Here is a 15689-nt window from a genome sequence, read left to right on the forward strand (position 1 = left end):
TTCTATAAAAAGTTCAAGAAGTGTCAAATTTCTACGACAGCTCTTTTTAGCGCTCTGCCAATATTAAAACACCACTATATCAGGTTAAAATATAAATATTTCGTCAGTAACAGTAAGATTGCTTTACATTTGCTTTGATATCGAAGCAGGTTCGTGAAAATTTCTAAGGTCAACCACTTTACGAAGAGTATGATACACAAAGCTCCGCCATGTAATGAAGATGTCCTGCGGCAGGTTGCCGCGGGGGATCAGCGTGCATTTCGGCAGCTGTTTAATCTTTATCACCATAAGTTGGGTAGCTACATTTACAACATTACAAAGTCACGTGAACTGGCTGAAGAAGTGGTTCAGGATGTGTTTTTAAAGATCTGGAATAATAAGGCTACACTCCCTGAGATAATCAATTTTGATAGTTATCTTTTTGTCATTTCAAAAAATCATGCGCTGAACTCTCTGAAAACGATAGCCGCCCGACAAACAGCCACTACCTATCTGGAGCAGGTAACCGAGGAAATGTTACCAGCAGATTATCAGGAAGAAAATGAGAGATACTTACTTGTCGACGAGGCTATTGACCGTCTTCCGCAACAGCAAAAACTGGTTTATCTGATGAGCCGGCATGAAAGGTTGCAATATGCGGAAATTGCCGACCGCATGAGTCTTTCAAAGGAAACTGTAAAAAAATATCTGCAGATCTCTACCGAATCCATTTCGAGCTACATTCGTAAAAGACTGACAATCAGTATTATTTTATTTATATCCAATTTATTTTAAAAAAAGTCATATTTAAATACCCCCTTTTTTAACATTTTTTCTGTCCTAAGTATAAATAACATTATTTAGACCGAACCGGATTAAATGTTAGCATTATGCATGAATTTTCTACCAGGCTGACTTACCTCTTTCAAAAGTACTATTCGGGTGATGCATCTGCTGAAGAAACAGATGAACTGATGCTACTGGTTAGAAGGGCTCAGGGCGATCAGCAACTCACTGATATATTAAAATATGCCTGGGAAAATGCAGCTGAAAATCATGGATTTTTTTCCGGAAATGAAAGCGAAACCATTTTCGGAAATATCATTGAACACACCTCTGAGCAAGAAACAATTTCTCCTTTGAGAAAATGGTACTGGTGGAGATATGCAGCTGCGGCTATTCTGATTTTGTTTGGTCTGGGAGCTCTTTATAAATTCAACGATAAAGACATTATTCAACAGAAGACAGCTGCTGCCAAAGAGATACCTAACGATGTGGAACCGGGAGGTAACAGGGCTACACTTACCCTGGCTGACGGCTCAACAATTCTGCTCGACAGTGCCTCCAACGGGTTACTGGCAACTCAGGGAAGCGCTAAGATCAGCAAAAACAGTGATGGTCAGCTTACGTACGATGCACAGGTTAGTGGAGCTTCAGCGGATCCGAATCAGATCAATATGCTCTCTACGCCCAAAGGAGGGCAATATCAGATTACGCTTCCTGATGGCAGTAAGGTATGGCTCAACTCTTATTCCTCAATCCGCTTTCCTGCTTCATTTGCTCAAAATGAAAGAAGTGTTGCCATTACCGGTGAAGTCTATTTTGAGGTAAAAAAAGATAAACGCAGGCCTTTCAAGGTACAATTTCACGACAGCGAAATTGAAGTACTCGGCACCAGTTTTAATGTTACGGCCTATCAGGATGAGCCCTCTTCAAAAACTACATTGATCGAAGGCTCGGTCTCACTGGGAAGTAAAAGCAACAGAAAAAAACTTGTTCCCGGTCAGCAGGCGGCCATAAGCAACGATGGAAATATCAGAACTGCCGATGTGGATGTGGACGAAGTGATTGCCTGGAAAAAGGGACTTTTCTATTTCAGGGATGAAAGTATTGAGCAGGTGATGAAGAAAGCATCCCGCTGGTACGACATACAGGTGGAGTACCAGGGCAGCATACCGCTCCGTCAGTTCACCGGGAAGGTTTCCATGGATGTGAACATATCAGAATTGCTCAACATGCTCAGCTACGCGGGTGTAAACTGTAAAATTGAAAACAAAAAAGTAATCATTACAAATTAACAAATACGTATATACTATATAGTTAAACTTTTATCCAAATCTGACCCAAATCACATGATACGGTATGCAAACCCTCCACCCTGATCAAGGGGAAGGTCTGAAACTAAAAAAGGGAAAATGCTGCGAACATTTCCCCCGGATCAACTCAGGCTAAACAATCTTTTCTTGTCGGAAAAGCGACTATTTTTTACCTAAATCTTTCAAAGATATGAAAATAAACCTTTTACAATGGCGTGGAAAACCCTACCGGCTGACCACAGCTGCTAATTTGATAAAGACTATGAAACTCGTAACGCTACTGCTGATAGCAACGTTGTCGCAGGTCGCCGCCAGAGGATACAGCCAGAAAATTACGCTGGAACGGCGTAACATTTCTATAGAGGCTGCATTCAAGGCCATAGAGAGCCGAACCGAATATTTGTTTCTTTACGATAAACTGGATTTACCATCATCCAGACTAGTGTCGGTCAATGTCAAAAATGGTACGATAGACCAGACCCTGAATCAGCTATTGGAAAATCTGCCTTTGTCCTACAAGATTTTCAACAAGAATATTGTCATCAGAAAGGAGCAGAAAACTAAAGAAGAAGCTGTTGTAGCTCCTCAGAAAAGCTTACCAGCCGTACAGCAGCTCACCGGAAAGGTTACGGATGAGAAAGGTGAAGCGCTCCCTGGTGTAAACATCATTGTAAAAGGAACTTCCAAGGGCGCGACAACCGACATATCCGGAATTTACCAACTGGATCTGACCGAAACAGATCCTATACTTGTATTTTCATATGTAGGCTATATTTCGCAGGAAGTTCAGCCAGGGAATAAAACGACGCTGGACATCATACTGAAAACAGACGACAAGGCACTCGAAGAAGTAGTGGTAGTCGGATACGGTACGCAAAAGAAGAGCGACCTGACCGGTTCTATCTCTTCTATCAAATCCGAGGATCTGAAAAAATTACCTACCACATCATTTGACCAGGCTATCCAGGGAAGGGCTGCCGGAGTGCAGGTTACGCAGGCATCCTCCGCACCAGGTGGCCGTGTATCTATCCGTATTCGTGGTGGAAACTCTCTGAGTAGCGGTAATGAGCCACTTTATGTAGTGGATGGGTATCCTATCACGGCAGGTGGCACAGCGAGCGATAATGGATCCGGATCAAACGGCGCAGGTCAGAATCCACTGGCCTCTATTGCACCGGGTGATATCGAGTCCATGGAGATTCTGAAGGATGCTTCCGCTACAGCCATTTATGGTTCTCGTGGAGCCAACGGCGTTGTATTAATCACGACAAAACGCGGCAAATCGGGAAAAACCACGGTAAGCTATGATGGTTACTACGGAGTACAGAAGGTTATTAAAAAGTTAGATATGATGAATGCGCGGGAATTTGCTGCGCTTGTCAATGAAGCACGCGTCAATGACGGAGTCGCAACCCCGGTCTACCCCAATCCAAATGACCTTTACAATTTCCCGGATCCTGCAACAATGGGCGAAGGAGTTGATTACCAGGATGAAGTATTTCGCTCGGCTGCGATTCAAAACCATTCAATCAATATTTCCGGTGGGAATGATATCACAAAAATCGCTGTATCAGGAAGTTATTTCGACCAGAAAGGGGTATTGATAGGCTCTGATTTTAAGAGGGTTTCACTCAGAGCAAATATTGATACGAAGCTGGCGAAAAACCTGATGTTCACCACAAACCTGACAACCAGCAAAGTGTGGGGGAATAATGGCCGTTCTGAAGGAGATGGTGGTGGCAATGCCAATACGGTGAATGCAGCCTTGATTATGCCTCCGACAGTACCAATTTTTCAGCAGGACGGCTCTTACACCAGGCTTAATCCTACCCCGGGTGGTTCAACCGTACACAACCCTGTGCCGATCGTCAAGTTCAATAAAGATTTCCAGAATATAGACAGGATCATGGGAACAATGGCATTAAACTGGAACATCATCAGCGATCTGTCTCTTAGAGTTTCTTTCGGAACGGACATGTCGAATGCCAACCGCGAAATGTATGAGCCCCGCCAGACTGTGAATGGTTACAATGCCAACGGGCGGGCTACACAGGCAAACCGCCGGTCTAACTCCTACCTGAACGAAAACATTCTGACCTACAACAAACTGATCAATAAACATTCGATCAATGTGGTGGCAGGTTATACCTGGCAAATGGATCGTGATCAATCTTTCAGCACATCTTCGAGCAATTTCCTGACAGATATGTATGAGTCGGATAATCTTGGCGCGGGGGCCGTTTTTGCACCGCCTACATCGCGAAAAAATCAAAGTCAGCTGGTTTCTTATCTGGGGAGAATCAACTATACCTTCGATAACAAATATCTGATCTCTCTGACCGGCCGCTCGGATGGAAGCTCCAAATTCGGAGCGAATAACAAGTGGGCATTCTTTCCATCGGTGGCAGTGGGTTACAAAATTTCTGAAGAATCATTTATTCAGAACATAGACGCAATCAGTAATCTGAAAATCCGCGCCAGCTATGGTAAAACCGGGAATCAGAATATTGACAACTACCGCTCTCTGGCTCGTTTAAGTGTCTACAATTATGATTTGAACGGATCATTGGTATCTGGTTTGGCGCCAAACAACATTGCCAATCCCGATTTACGCTGGGAAACAACTGCCACAACTGACTTTGGTATCGATCTTGACCTGTTCGGCAATCGCCTGAACTTCGTTGCGGATTACTACTACAAGAAAACAACCGATTTGCTATGGAACATCAGTGTTCCACTTACATCCGGTTTCGGCTCTATTTTCAGAAATGTGGGAAGTCTGCAGAACAAAGGGCTTGAATTGAGTTTGGGTGGAGCCGTTTTCGATAAAGATTTCAAATGGAATACCCAGGTTAACTGGTCGATGAACCGTAACAAGGTTTTGGCTATTCCGGGGTATACGCCTACGACACAAAGCGAGATTTCCGGCCACTTGAAAATCAACGGAAGCTGGCTTGCACCCGGGTTGCCTGTGGGTGTCTGGAACTTGCTTCAATATGACGGCGTATTCCAGAATCAGCAGCAACTTGATCAGGGGCCTCGTTCGAGCAGCAGTACCAGACTTGGTGACGCACGTTTCGTGGACCGCAATGGAAATGGTTCTATCAACCTGGCAGAGGACCGTATGATCGTGGGTGATCCCAACCCTGACTTTATTTTCGGCTGGTCAAACAACTTCTCTTACAAAGGGTTTGATCTGTCTGTTTACATGCAGGGAACTTATGGCAACGACATTTTGAACGTGCAAAGAGCTGAAAGTAATGTATCGGGTCCATGGGGAAATCAGCGCAGGGAAATACTAGACCGCTGGACACCAACGAATACCAACACCGACATTCCCCGCGCCCGCACTACAGTGGATCCTTTGCTTTTGCAATCATCCTGGCTGATTGAAGACGGCTCATTCCTACGTGTAAAAACAGCTTCACTGGGTTACACTTTCACGCCAACAAAGGGCATCAAGTCCTGCCGCGTGTATGTGTCCGGTTTGAACCTGCTGACTTTCACCAAATACTCAGGATTTGACCCGGAAGTAAACTCTCCCGGAAACAGCAACCTGCAGCTTGGTGTAGACTACAACGCCTATCCTGCTGCTCGCACCTTCATGGTGGGGGTGAATGTTGGTTTTTGATCTGATGTAAATGACATTAAACTGGAAGAAGATGAAAAAGAATTTCAAAATATGGATTAGCTCAGCACTCTTTGTTACGAGCTTATTGGGATGTCATGAAAGTTTTCTTGAAGAGAAAGTATTCGATTCACTGACTCCGATTAACTTTTATAAATCTGAAGCTGATATACAGGCCGGGCTAACAGCTGTCTATAATGCCATGCACAGCGGCGATTGCTGGGGAAGACAAGTTTGGCTTGCTGCCGAATATCCGGGCGAATCGTCCTGGCCAAACAGCTCCGGAGAGGCATGGCGTACAGAACTGGATCAGTATACTTGGACACCCAGCTCAACCGGATTCAAAACGATATGGAGTGGCCTGTTCAGAATGGTGAACCGGGCGAATACTGTGCTGCAATATGCCGACGGTATAACCTATAGCAGTCCTGCAAAAAAAGATCAGATCCTGGCAGAAACCCGTTTTCTACGAGGTCTGGCTTACTTGACACTTGTACGCTTCTTTGATCACGTACCTTATGTAACAGAGCAGAATACAAACGAGCTTTATCCGACCAATGAAGGTACCGACGACCAGGTTTGGAGTCTGATCATTGATGACTTCAAATTTGCACTTTCGGTTTTGCCACCCAAAAATACAGGAGCCAATATCGGAAGAGCAACAGCGGGTGCAGCGCAGACCATGCTCGCCAAGGCGTATCTGACACAGGCAGGAAAACCATGGAACAAGACCGAAAGCTGGGCACTGGCTGCCGAAGAAGCCAACAAGATCATCAATAATACAGCTTATGGTTATGGTTTGCATGCGAGCTACGACAATGTGTTCACACTTGCCAATGAACATGCGCAGGAATATGTTTTCAGCCTGGAACTTGAAAGTGGAATGGGCCTTGGGAAGGACTTTCCTACTTTTACCGGAATCCGTAGTGGAAATCAATTGAGGCTAGATGGCTGGTCTTCACTTGTGGCAGAGAAAAAGTTTATTGACTCAATGGACCCGACCGACCAACGTCGTAGCAAAACGTTTGTACTCACCTACCCCGACATCCGTGGTAATGGAACGGTATACACCTATCCTCAGACCATTACGCTGCCTCATTTCAATAAGCTGATCAATGCAGATGACAACAAGGCAACCGGCACCGGAGATTACGCTACCAACCTGCCAATCACACGGTACTCTGATGTATTGCTAATGCATTCAGAGGCAGAAAATGAAGCGAAAGGGCCAAGTGCGGAAGCGGTGAAAGGAATCAATATTGTTCGACAGCGCGCAGGGCTTGCTTTGCTTACGCCGGGCTCTATGACTAAGGCAACGCTTCGTGATGCTATCATACAGGAACGTTCATGGGAACTTTGTGAGGAAGGGCATGCATTCTTTGACCTGAAACGTCAGGATGCCATTACGAAAAGAATCACTTCTTTCCCTACCACGGCAAAAAGTTATGTATTTCCGGTACCTCAGGATGAACTGGACGTCAATCCAAATCTGAAACAGCATCCGTTGTACAGGTAATCAGGAAGAAATGAAAATACCCATGTGCTCATGAATATCATGGCAGATGGGTACTTTTATGTTCCAAGGCACCTCATCGGTGCAGCTTGCTCTCCTTTAAATATTTCAGAATCTTTTCAGGCTCATCAGTCTGGATAACATTGGCACCATTAGTGATTAACGCATCTACCGCCTGCTTTACGTTTCCTTGCTGAATTAATTCGTCAGGTTTGCCTAAGGCATTGATCCAGATTCTTGCATGGTTGTTTTTGATCAACTTGCATACTTCCGGTGTATTGAAGGAGTCGTCGATATGAATCACTTCCGGTTTAAACAACTTAATAGCGGAATCAGCCATAGCTATGTTGTGTGCTCTGGGCATAAGCATAAATTGCTTTGAGACAGCATCTACCTTTGACAAAATCTGATAATCGCTGTCAAAAAAGAAAACGATATCTTCGGTTTTGGTACTTTCCACTACTTCGATCACTTCATCAATTCTGTCGGTTTTCAAGTCCAGATCCACCATTATTTTTCCTTTCGCAACTTCCAGCGCTTCGCGTAATGTCGGAATTACCTTCCCTGTTTTCTTTCCATCCTGAACCAAATGAAGTTTTCTTAACTCCTTATAAGTCTGCTCTTCCAAATCACCTTTCCCGTTGGTTGTCCTGTCTACCTTGCCATCGTGCATCAGCATGGGAATACCATCTTTGCTGACCTTTACGTCGATTTCAATGATATCCACGCCCAGTCTGATCGCCTCCTTAATAGCCGCAATTGAATTTTCAGGGTGTTTTTTGTGGGCTGCTCTATGGGCCGCTACCAATATTTTCCCTGAAGCGGGATTTAGAAAATCAGACTGAATGTGTGAAACCGGTGTCTGGGCAACAGCCGGCATGGTCAGTAATAATGAAAGATACAGGATCAAATTTCTCATACAATTTTTATTAAATGAATCCCGCTGTGATGTTGGACGGGGAATACCAATTCTACTTTCTGTCCGGAGAAACAGACTATTATTCCCTTCTCTTTCACGAAATGATAACAATCTCCAACCAATTTACGCCGTCAGGAACGATTTTATCGTAGCCACCGGGGACGTCAGAACTTTTCTCAACTAACTAAAACAGCATGGACATCAACACAGACAACTATCAACCCATTGAAAATTACGGTGTAATCGGGAACATGAAAACCGCAGCCCTTGTCGGGATGGATGGCTCTATTGACTTTTTGTGCTTTCCGGCATTTGACTCACCAAGCATTTTTGCCAAAATCCTTGATCATCAGAAAGGCGGCTATTTTTCCATAGAACCACAAATGGAGAATGTTCAGATCAAACAGCTCTACCTACCTGAAACGGCCGTTCTGATCACACGCTATTTCTCTGAGGAAGGTATTGCCGAAATAGCCGATTATATGCCCGTCAGAGATGAAACCTGCAACAGCTACAACGCTGTTGTAAGGAAAGTGAAGGCGGTGAGGGGAACAATCAGATTCATCCTGAAAATGCAGCCCAGGTTCGACTACGGGCGACAATCTCATAGCACGAAAAATAATGATAATGCGCTTCTTTTCAGCTCCGATGAAAACAACAAAACCCTGCTTCGTTTACAGGCTGAATTTCCTCTGGAAATCCGAGATCAGGATGCTTACGCTGAATTTGAATTGCAGGAATCTGAAAAAACTGTGGTCGTTCTTGAGTGCGTTGACGAAGGTTATGAAAAACACTTTAAGGAGCTTTCCTTTTATGAAGAGCATACTTATTTTGAAACAATTGAATACTGGCGAAGGTGGAGCAATCAGTGTACCTACAAAGGACGTTGGAAAGAAATTGTGCTCCGGTCAGCGATTACATTAAAACTCCTCACCTCCTCTCAATATGGCTCCGTAGTAGCGGCTGCCACTTTCGGACTTCCCGAGGAGCTGGGCGGTGACCGTAACTGGGATTATCGTTATACCTGGATTCGCGACGCCGCATTTACCATGTATGCATTTCTGAAGCTGGGTTTTACTCAGGAATCGGAAGACTTCCTGAAATGGATTATTGAACAGGATCAAAACAGAGATCTTCACCTCTTGTACAAGGTCGACGGCAGCTCGGACATGGAAGAGCAAATCCTGGAGCATTTTGAGGGCTATAAGAAATCTGCTCCCGTACGAATCGGTAACGAAGCCAACAACCAACTCCAACTTGATATTTACGGTGAACTTCTCGACACGATTTACATCTTTAACAAATACCACAAGCCGATTACTTACGACTTATGGCAAATCATCTGTAAGGAGGTCAAAATTGTGATGGAAAAATGGCAGGAGCCCGACCACGGCATCTGGGAGATCCGCAACCAGGAACAGGAATTTCTCCATTCACGGCTCATGTGCTGGGTCGCGATGGACAGAGCCATCAAGATCGGACAGGACCGCTCGTTTCCTTTTCCTCAAACAGAATGGATAAAGGTGAGAGATGAAATCTATCATGATATTTACCACAATTTCTGGAATGAAGAACTCAGCAGCTGGGTACAATTCAAAAACGGCGACAAGGTTTCGGATACCATTGATGCCAGCGTGTTATTGATGCCACTTGTTCATTTTATAGTTCCAAATGAACCTCGGTGGGAAGCCACGCTGGAAGCTGTAAATAAGCATCTCAGACTCGATGTATTGGTTTACAGATACGACAATGACGAATCAGGAATAGACGGCCTGCAAGGGGAAGAAGGAACATTTACCATGTGCTCATTCTGGTATATCGAATGCCTGGCAAAAGCCGGACGCATTGAGGAAGCAGTTGAAAACTTCGCTAAAATGATCGGTTATAGCAACCACCTTGGTCTTTTTGCTGAACAAATCAGTAAGAAAGGTGAACACCTGGGTAATTTTCCGCAGGCATTTACGCATCTGGGACTGATCAGCGCGGCGCTTGAACTGGATAAGCAATTAACCAGAAAGGTAAACAGGTAATAGCAGGCAGTTCCCTGCATTGTTAATGTGCAGGGAACTGCCCCATTGAACATAGCCCCGTGAGAAACCAAACCAAGTTCGCCGGGCAAATAACGTTTATTAATAAGCGTTCAAAAAAACCGCATTATTGCTGCGCAAAAGCACAATTGTACTATTTCCAGTATTCTACAAGAATAGTTACAAGGTACCCTCTGCGACTAGTATTCTATATTGCAAATATCGGTTACAAGCTCATTTTTCCCGGTTTTGTTACCTCAGGATACCTTTACGATACATTTAGAGACTTTAATAGAAAAAAGACATTAAAATTCTGTTAAAAAAATATTTGAAAAAAATAAGAAATATGTTTGATTTAATTCCGGTACTTTTTCGATATTTATGGCGTCTATGACATAACAACAATTTATCCCTAACAAAACATAACAGATGTCCTCTATTCGTATCACTTTCTTTGGTTTACCGCCATCCCAAAAGCGGTCAGTCCCGTCCGGGTTTTATTCTGTTCATCACAAAATTTTATTGGCCTGATCACGTGTTTTCCCGATGCAGTACCGCTGGTTTCTGAATAAGTTATAGTGCTCTCCATATTAACTTCTCCTGCTTTGTCGTCAGAGTTTTCTGATTACTGATGCTGGTGAGTTATATCCGATCATTACACCTGTCTCTCTTAACTGACGTCTGTGTTGGAAACATCATCATCAGATAACTGATTAATCCGATGAATTTTGTACCGGCAACAGCCCTTATTATTGCCACCTACAACTGGCCCGAGGCTTTGCATTGTTGTCTTTTGAGCGTAGCAAGGCAGACTCTGCTACCGACAGAAGTGATTATTGCAGATGATGGCTCAGACGTGCGTACATGGACTGTGATAAACAAGATGCGCAAATTTCTTCCCATACAGGTATTGCATGTATGGCAGGAAGACGATGGTTTTCGCAAAACGCAGATTCTCAACAAAGCGGTCAGTCAGTGCTCTGCAGATTATGTGGTTCAGGTGGATGGAGATGTGATACTCCACCCCTCTTTTATTGCCGATCATCTATCTGCAGCAGAGAGTGGTGTGTTCGTTCGCGGGAGCCGCGCCAGGCTTACGCCAACCAAAACACTGGATACACTTCGAAGCCAGAACACCAAAATCGGATTTTATTCCAATGGAGTTCACAACCGGCTGAATGCGGTCAGAATGCCGTTTTTTCAGCAACTGGGGCAACGAAAAGAAATGAAAAGCAGGAGTGTTCGGGGAAGTAATCTGGCGTTCTGGAAAGCCGATTTCATCAGAGTCAATGGTTATAACAACGAACTCAATGGATGGGGACACGAAGATGAGGAGCTCGCAGCAAGGTTTATCAATAATGGTATTTGTAAAAAAATTGTAAAGCTCGGCGCTGTTCAGTTTCATCTGCACCACCAGGAATTACCCAAACCGAACGAAGGTCTTCACCGGGAAGTGATTGACCAGACGCTTACCTCCAAAATCAAAAACTGCATAGACGGATATGAAAAACTTTACTAAAATTTCCCTTATCATTTCAACATATAACTGGCCTGAGGCGCTGCGCCTTTGTTTGCTGAGCGTACAACAACAGTCGTTACTGCCTTATGAGGTAATTATCGCAGACGACGGCTCAACCTCTCAGACATTCCAGGTTATCGAATCGATGCGTGCGATGCTACCTGTTCCGCTGGTTCATATCTGGCATGAGGATGATGGTTTCCAGCTTTCTAAAATTCGTAACAAAGCTATTGCTGCAAGCACAGGCGATTACGTCATTCAGATTGACGGCGACCTTGTTTTGCATCAGCACTTCATTAAAGATCATCTCGAAATAAGCAGACGAGGAAGTTTTGTTGCCGGAAGCCGGGTGATGATGAATGCCGAACTTTCTCAAAAAATGCTTCTGAAGCAGTGCCCTAAAATAGCCACATTTCAGTCCGGACTGGGAAATTTCTGCAACCGTGTGAATATTAACTGGCTGAGCCGCTATATGGCCGACCGTTACAAGCCTGGCAATATTTATGCGCTGCGCGGATGTAATATGGCATTCTGGCGTGAAGACCTGATTCGCGTAAACGGATACAATGAACACTTTCAGGGATGGGGACGTGAGGACAACGAAATTGCTGTACGCCTGATGAACTCGGGCATAAGCAAACGTGCTATTAAATTCGGAGGAATTGTGTTTCATATCCACCATAAAGAAGCCGACAGGTCGGGATGCAAAGAAAATGAGCAGTATCTACTGCAGGCATTGGAACAAAAGTCCGTGTACTGTCAGCATGGTGTAAGCCAGTATGTGGAAACTTTCACTTATGCTGCTGAAAACAGAATTGAACTGGCAGTTGCATAGCGCTAAATGAATAACCAAAGTCTGATATCGGTTGTAATAGTTAGCTATAATGCTGAAGCGCTCCTGCAAAGGTGCCTGGAAAGTATATACGCACAACAATATACGCAGATCGAAATTATACTAATTGATGGTGACAGCAAAGATAGAACTGTTACTATTATACAGAAAAATGCTGCCCGGATTGCATTCTGGATAAGTGAAAAAGACAATGGGATATACGATGCGATGAACAAAGCCCTGAATTATGTAAAAGGGCAATGGGTCTATTTTATTGGAGTTGATGATGTGTTAACCCCGGAATTTTCTGCGTTAGCGCAGCAATTAAACGACCCGGCAACAATTTACTACGGAAGCGTCTGGAAATCAGGCAAAAAGTATCTCGGTAAGCTGTCACCCTATCACCAGGCTAAGACTGGAATCAATCACCAGGCGATGATTTACCCTGCACAAGTATTTGCAAAAAAACGTTACGACACGCAATACACCATTTCCGCAGACCATGTACTTAATATGGAATTGCACAAAGATCCTCTATACCATTTTGAATTTCAGAATTTTACGATCGCTGTCTTTAATGATACCGGCGTATCCTCACTTAAGAAAGATCAGCTTTTCGAAAAGAGGAAAGCAAACCTTATTCTGCAAAACTACGGATGGGGCATCTATTTCAGATTTTTATTCAAAACACTGAAAGCTAAACTCTTGAAACATTAAGAAGGATTATAACTAAGCATTAATACATTGGTTCTATCAAACACGATTTTAGGTGGAAGAGCCAGTAAACCAGCTGAAAGTCTATCCTGCCATTTTCGTTTAGGCAAAAGCCGAAAACAATTCAGCAAAAGTTTATATACAAACACGTATCTGATGCCATCGGCTCTTCTCCTTTCCTCTTCCAGCAATTGTTGAACCTGATCCAAATACTCATCCCGTTGCGTATAACTCTTCTGATTTTCAGAACGTAAACGAAATCCGGCTAACATGTAGGAAGTAGAATACAGCTTTGCATACCTGGAAAACCGGAGCCACAGTTCCAGATCAGCTGCAAGGGAAAAAGATTCGCTGAGCTGACCTCCCGCCTGCGACCAAAGTTCCCTCCGCCAGAATACCGATTCCTGCTGAACAAAATAACCATCTCCCAACAGCAATCGCTTTCTGGACCACCTTTGCGCATAAGGTTGCGCTTCGAATACAAATGGAAAACCAGACTCATCAAAATAGGTATTACTACCCATAATCCACTTTATATCAGCATACTTTGCAAATATATTGGCTACTTGAAAAAGACTTTTCCGATGCAAGAGGTCGTCTGCATTCAGCCACGCCATGATATCGCCCGTAGACCGTTTAAAGCCTTTCTGAATAGCATAATATAAGCCATTATCTGATTCACTTACCCAATAAGAAAGCTGGTGCTCGTACTTTTTGATAATATGTACCGATTCATCCGTACTGCCTCCGTCAATGATGATGTATTCAAGGTTAGGATATCCCTGACTCAAAACTGACAATATCGTATCCTCCAGATATTTACCCTGGTTAAAAGAAGCAGTAACGATAGTTATTTTAGGATAATCTGCACGCATCACACTCCAAAACAATTTAAATAGCGACCCGCAATGAAGCTTCCGGCAGAAAAGCTATGGTAGTTGGGTACGGTTCGTAGATATAATCCGCCTCATCAAAATATTCAGAAGCGAGTACCATCAGAATGGCGTCAGGAGTGAATTCAAGCATTTGATGCCAGTCTTCGGGATTCAATACCAGACACTGATCTGCCGAGTCCAGGATAAACTCCTGCTGCTCTAACCCATTGTCATTGACGATTTTACAGCTGCCTGTCAGACAAATCGCCGCCTGCACTGTCTTATGGTGTCTGTGCCCACCCCGTACAGAATCATCGACGCCGTAGATGTAAAATATCCTTTTGATATCAAAAGGGATAATACGCTCTATCACAGTGAGGTTACCTCTGATATCTGTGAAGGTTTTCAGGTTGATTACGTGAGCCAATTGGTGTACTATTTATAGTAAATAACTTTTTTTAGCGTAATTTTTATGCGCTCCACTCACCATAAAACGAATTCTACGCGACAGGCTCACATATATCCATTTCATTGGTAGCAGTCGTTCATGATATACAGCTTTCGGATCGAACTGTGTGACTTGTTGCTCAGCCTGTTTCAAGCCTTTCGCATAGGGTTGGTATACATTTCGGACAACATCTCCATTCAGCAGGTATTGTTCCGCCGTCAACCTGAAATTGCCGTTTTCACAATATCTGAAATCATGAAAATGGTAAAAAACAAGTTCTGTTTTTTGCTCTCTTTCACTTTGAATTATGACACGACCACCCGCATCCTGAAACTTATAATCTTTTGAATTCCAGGGAGCTACTCCTCCTCCATAATTCTCCAACACATGAACCCCTTCAAATCTTTCCGTCCAGTCGTCCAGGTATTTCTGATCTCCGAACTTACCATCTTCAAATCGGCTGTAACACCAGTCAAGACAAACCTTACACCACCAGTCAAGTGCTTTCAGGCCACGAACAGTGTTTTTAAAAGTCAAAAACTGAACGCAGTAAATTCCGCTAAGCTCAGACTGATCATATTCCTTACTATAGTTATGGCGGGTGATCAGCACATCGTTTTCGCCCATTTCATCTGTCAATACTTTCGGGTCAGAAAAGAAGAGTAAATCCGCATCCAGATACGTACAATGATCCAAATTGTAGTGATGAATACAATGCCAGATCGTAAACGATGTACAAGTCCAGCAGTACTCCCCGACAGTGCGGCTATCTTTTACCGAAAGTAATTCTTCTGTTTCAAATTCCTGCAGAGAAATAATCGTCGCAGACGGCAAATCCATCCCTTTGAGCAGCTCACAGGAAGGCTGATCAAAGGCAAAAATAAACAAATGAAAGTCAGACGTTTGTCTAACTAAAGAATTGTACATCGCCAACCCACGCGAAAGGTAGAATGAGTTGAACAGCGTGCAAAAATACTGCATGAAAAACGATTACACTTATTAGGGGCTTGTAACTTTAACACAAATATCAGTCAATAATCAGTCATTTGATTCTTTCCTTCGAAAAAAATTTTAAACACAAAAAGAGTAGATTTTTTAGCCATGCTTTTCCATTCAATTTGTGCCATTTTCCACATCCC

Annotated in this window: 12 protein-coding genes; 8 read left to right on the forward strand and 4 right to left on the reverse strand. The window is 43.6% G+C overall.

The window, feature by feature from the left end; all coding sequences use genetic code 11:
* Positions 1-189 precede the first annotated feature (189 nt).
* From DSL64_RS05265 to DSL64_RS05280, 4 genes are all read left to right on the forward strand, one after another.
* Positions 190-774 (forward strand): RNA polymerase sigma factor, encoded by a 585-nt coding sequence (locus DSL64_RS05265; RefSeq protein ID WP_115829622.1) that lies wholly within the window; start codon positions 190-192, stop codon positions 772-774.
* A gap of 95 nt (positions 775-869) precedes the next feature.
* Entirely contained in the window at positions 870-2057 is a 1188-nt protein-coding gene (locus DSL64_RS05270; protein ID WP_115829623.1) for a FecR family protein, read from the forward strand.
* Between the two features lie 208 nt (positions 2058-2265).
* Positions 2266-5706 (forward strand): TonB-dependent receptor, encoded by a 3441-nt coding sequence (locus DSL64_RS05275; RefSeq protein ID WP_115829624.1) that lies wholly within the window; start codon positions 2266-2268, stop codon positions 5704-5706.
* Between the two features lie 31 nt (positions 5707-5737).
* Positions 5738-7219 carry a RagB/SusD family nutrient uptake outer membrane protein gene (locus DSL64_RS05280; protein ID WP_158547881.1) on the forward strand — a complete coding sequence of 494 codons (1482 nt, stop codon included), beginning with the start codon at positions 5738-5740 and terminating at the stop codon, positions 7217-7219.
* A gap of 73 nt (positions 7220-7292) precedes the next feature.
* Here the strand turns inward: DSL64_RS05280 and DSL64_RS05285 are convergent, their stop codons facing one another.
* Positions 7293-8135 carry a glycerophosphodiester phosphodiesterase family protein gene (locus DSL64_RS05285; protein ID WP_115829626.1) on the reverse strand — a complete coding sequence of 281 codons (843 nt, stop codon included), beginning with the start codon at positions 8133-8135 and terminating at the stop codon, positions 7293-7295.
* Between the two features lie 194 nt (positions 8136-8329).
* Between DSL64_RS05285 and DSL64_RS05290 the strand changes: the two genes are divergently transcribed.
* From DSL64_RS05290 to DSL64_RS05305, 4 genes are all read left to right on the forward strand, one after another.
* On the forward strand, positions 8330-10165 hold the full coding sequence (locus tag DSL64_RS05290) for a glycoside hydrolase family 15 protein (protein ID WP_115829627.1): 1836 nt from the start codon (positions 8330-8332) through the stop codon (positions 10163-10165).
* Positions 10166-10883: 718 nt separating this feature from the next.
* Positions 10884-11681, forward strand: a complete 798-nt coding sequence (locus DSL64_RS05295; RefSeq protein WP_115829628.1) for a glycosyltransferase family 2 protein — start codon at positions 10884-10886, stop codon at positions 11679-11681.
* On the forward strand, positions 11665-12516 hold the full coding sequence (locus tag DSL64_RS05300; protein ID WP_115829629.1) for a glycosyltransferase family 2 protein: 852 nt from the start codon (positions 11665-11667) through the stop codon (positions 12514-12516). The genes DSL64_RS05295 and DSL64_RS05300 overlap by 17 nt, the downstream gene beginning before the upstream one ends.
* Before the next feature lie 6 nt (positions 12517-12522).
* Positions 12523-13230, forward strand: coding sequence for a glycosyltransferase (locus DSL64_RS05305; RefSeq protein WP_115829630.1), 708 nt, complete (start codon positions 12523-12525; stop codon positions 13228-13230).
* On the opposite strand, the gene DSL64_RS05310 is transcribed toward DSL64_RS05305, so the two are convergent.
* The 3 genes from DSL64_RS05310 to DSL64_RS05320 are packed head-to-tail and all read right to left on the reverse strand — an operon-like array spanning position 13227 to position 15531.
* Positions 13227-14102: a glycosyltransferase family 2 protein gene (locus tag DSL64_RS05310; protein ID WP_115829631.1), complete on the reverse strand. Its 876-nt coding sequence runs from the start codon at positions 14100-14102 to the stop codon at positions 13227-13229. The two genes, DSL64_RS05305 and DSL64_RS05310, sit on opposite strands and share 4 nt — an antisense overlap.
* Before the next feature lie 16 nt (positions 14103-14118).
* Positions 14119-14529 (reverse strand): sugar 3,4-ketoisomerase, encoded by a 411-nt coding sequence (locus DSL64_RS05315; RefSeq protein ID WP_115829632.1) that lies wholly within the window; start codon positions 14527-14529, stop codon positions 14119-14121.
* A gap of 12 nt (positions 14530-14541) precedes the next feature.
* Positions 14542-15531 carry a glycosyl transferase gene (locus tag DSL64_RS05320; protein WP_115829633.1) on the reverse strand — a complete coding sequence of 330 codons (990 nt, stop codon included), beginning with the start codon at positions 15529-15531 and terminating at the stop codon, positions 14542-14544.
* Positions 15532-15689 lie beyond the last annotated feature (158 nt).

Origin of the sequence: Dyadobacter luteus (genome assembly GCF_003383615.1) — a bacterium.
GTDB lineage: Bacteria > Bacteroidota > Bacteroidia > Cytophagales > Spirosomataceae > Dyadobacter > Dyadobacter luteus.

Excerpts from the sequence above, each read along its gene's own strand:
- DSL64_RS05265 (WP_115829622.1), top strand. The coding sequence starts at position 190 with ATGATACACAAAGCTCCGCCATGTAATGAAGATGTCCTGCGGCAGGTT.
- DSL64_RS05270 (WP_115829623.1), top strand. The coding sequence starts at position 870 with ATGCATGAATTTTCTACCAGGCTGACTTACCTCTTTCAAAAGTACTAT.
- DSL64_RS05275 (WP_115829624.1), top strand. The coding sequence starts at position 2,266 with ATGAAAATAAACCTTTTACAATGGCGTGGAAAACCCTACCGGCTGACC.
- DSL64_RS05280 (WP_158547881.1), top strand. The coding sequence starts at position 5,738 with ATGAAAAAGAATTTCAAAATATGGATTAGCTCAGCACTCTTTGTTACG.
- DSL64_RS05285 (WP_115829626.1), bottom strand. The coding sequence starts at position 8,135 with ATGAGAAATTTGATCCTGTATCTTTCATTATTACTGACCATGCCGGCT.
- DSL64_RS05290 (WP_115829627.1), top strand. The coding sequence starts at position 8,330 with ATGGACATCAACACAGACAACTATCAACCCATTGAAAATTACGGTGTA.
- DSL64_RS05295 (WP_115829628.1), top strand. The coding sequence starts at position 10,884 with ATGAATTTTGTACCGGCAACAGCCCTTATTATTGCCACCTACAACTGG.
- DSL64_RS05300 (WP_115829629.1), top strand. The coding sequence starts at position 11,665 with ATGAAAAACTTTACTAAAATTTCCCTTATCATTTCAACATATAACTGG.
- DSL64_RS05305 (WP_115829630.1), top strand. The coding sequence starts at position 12,523 with ATGAATAACCAAAGTCTGATATCGGTTGTAATAGTTAGCTATAATGCT.
- DSL64_RS05310 (WP_115829631.1), bottom strand. The coding sequence starts at position 14,102 with ATGCGTGCAGATTATCCTAAAATAACTATCGTTACTGCTTCTTTTAAC.
- DSL64_RS05320 (WP_115829633.1), bottom strand. The coding sequence starts at position 15,531 with ATGCAGTATTTTTGCACGCTGTTCAACTCATTCTACCTTTCGCGTGGG.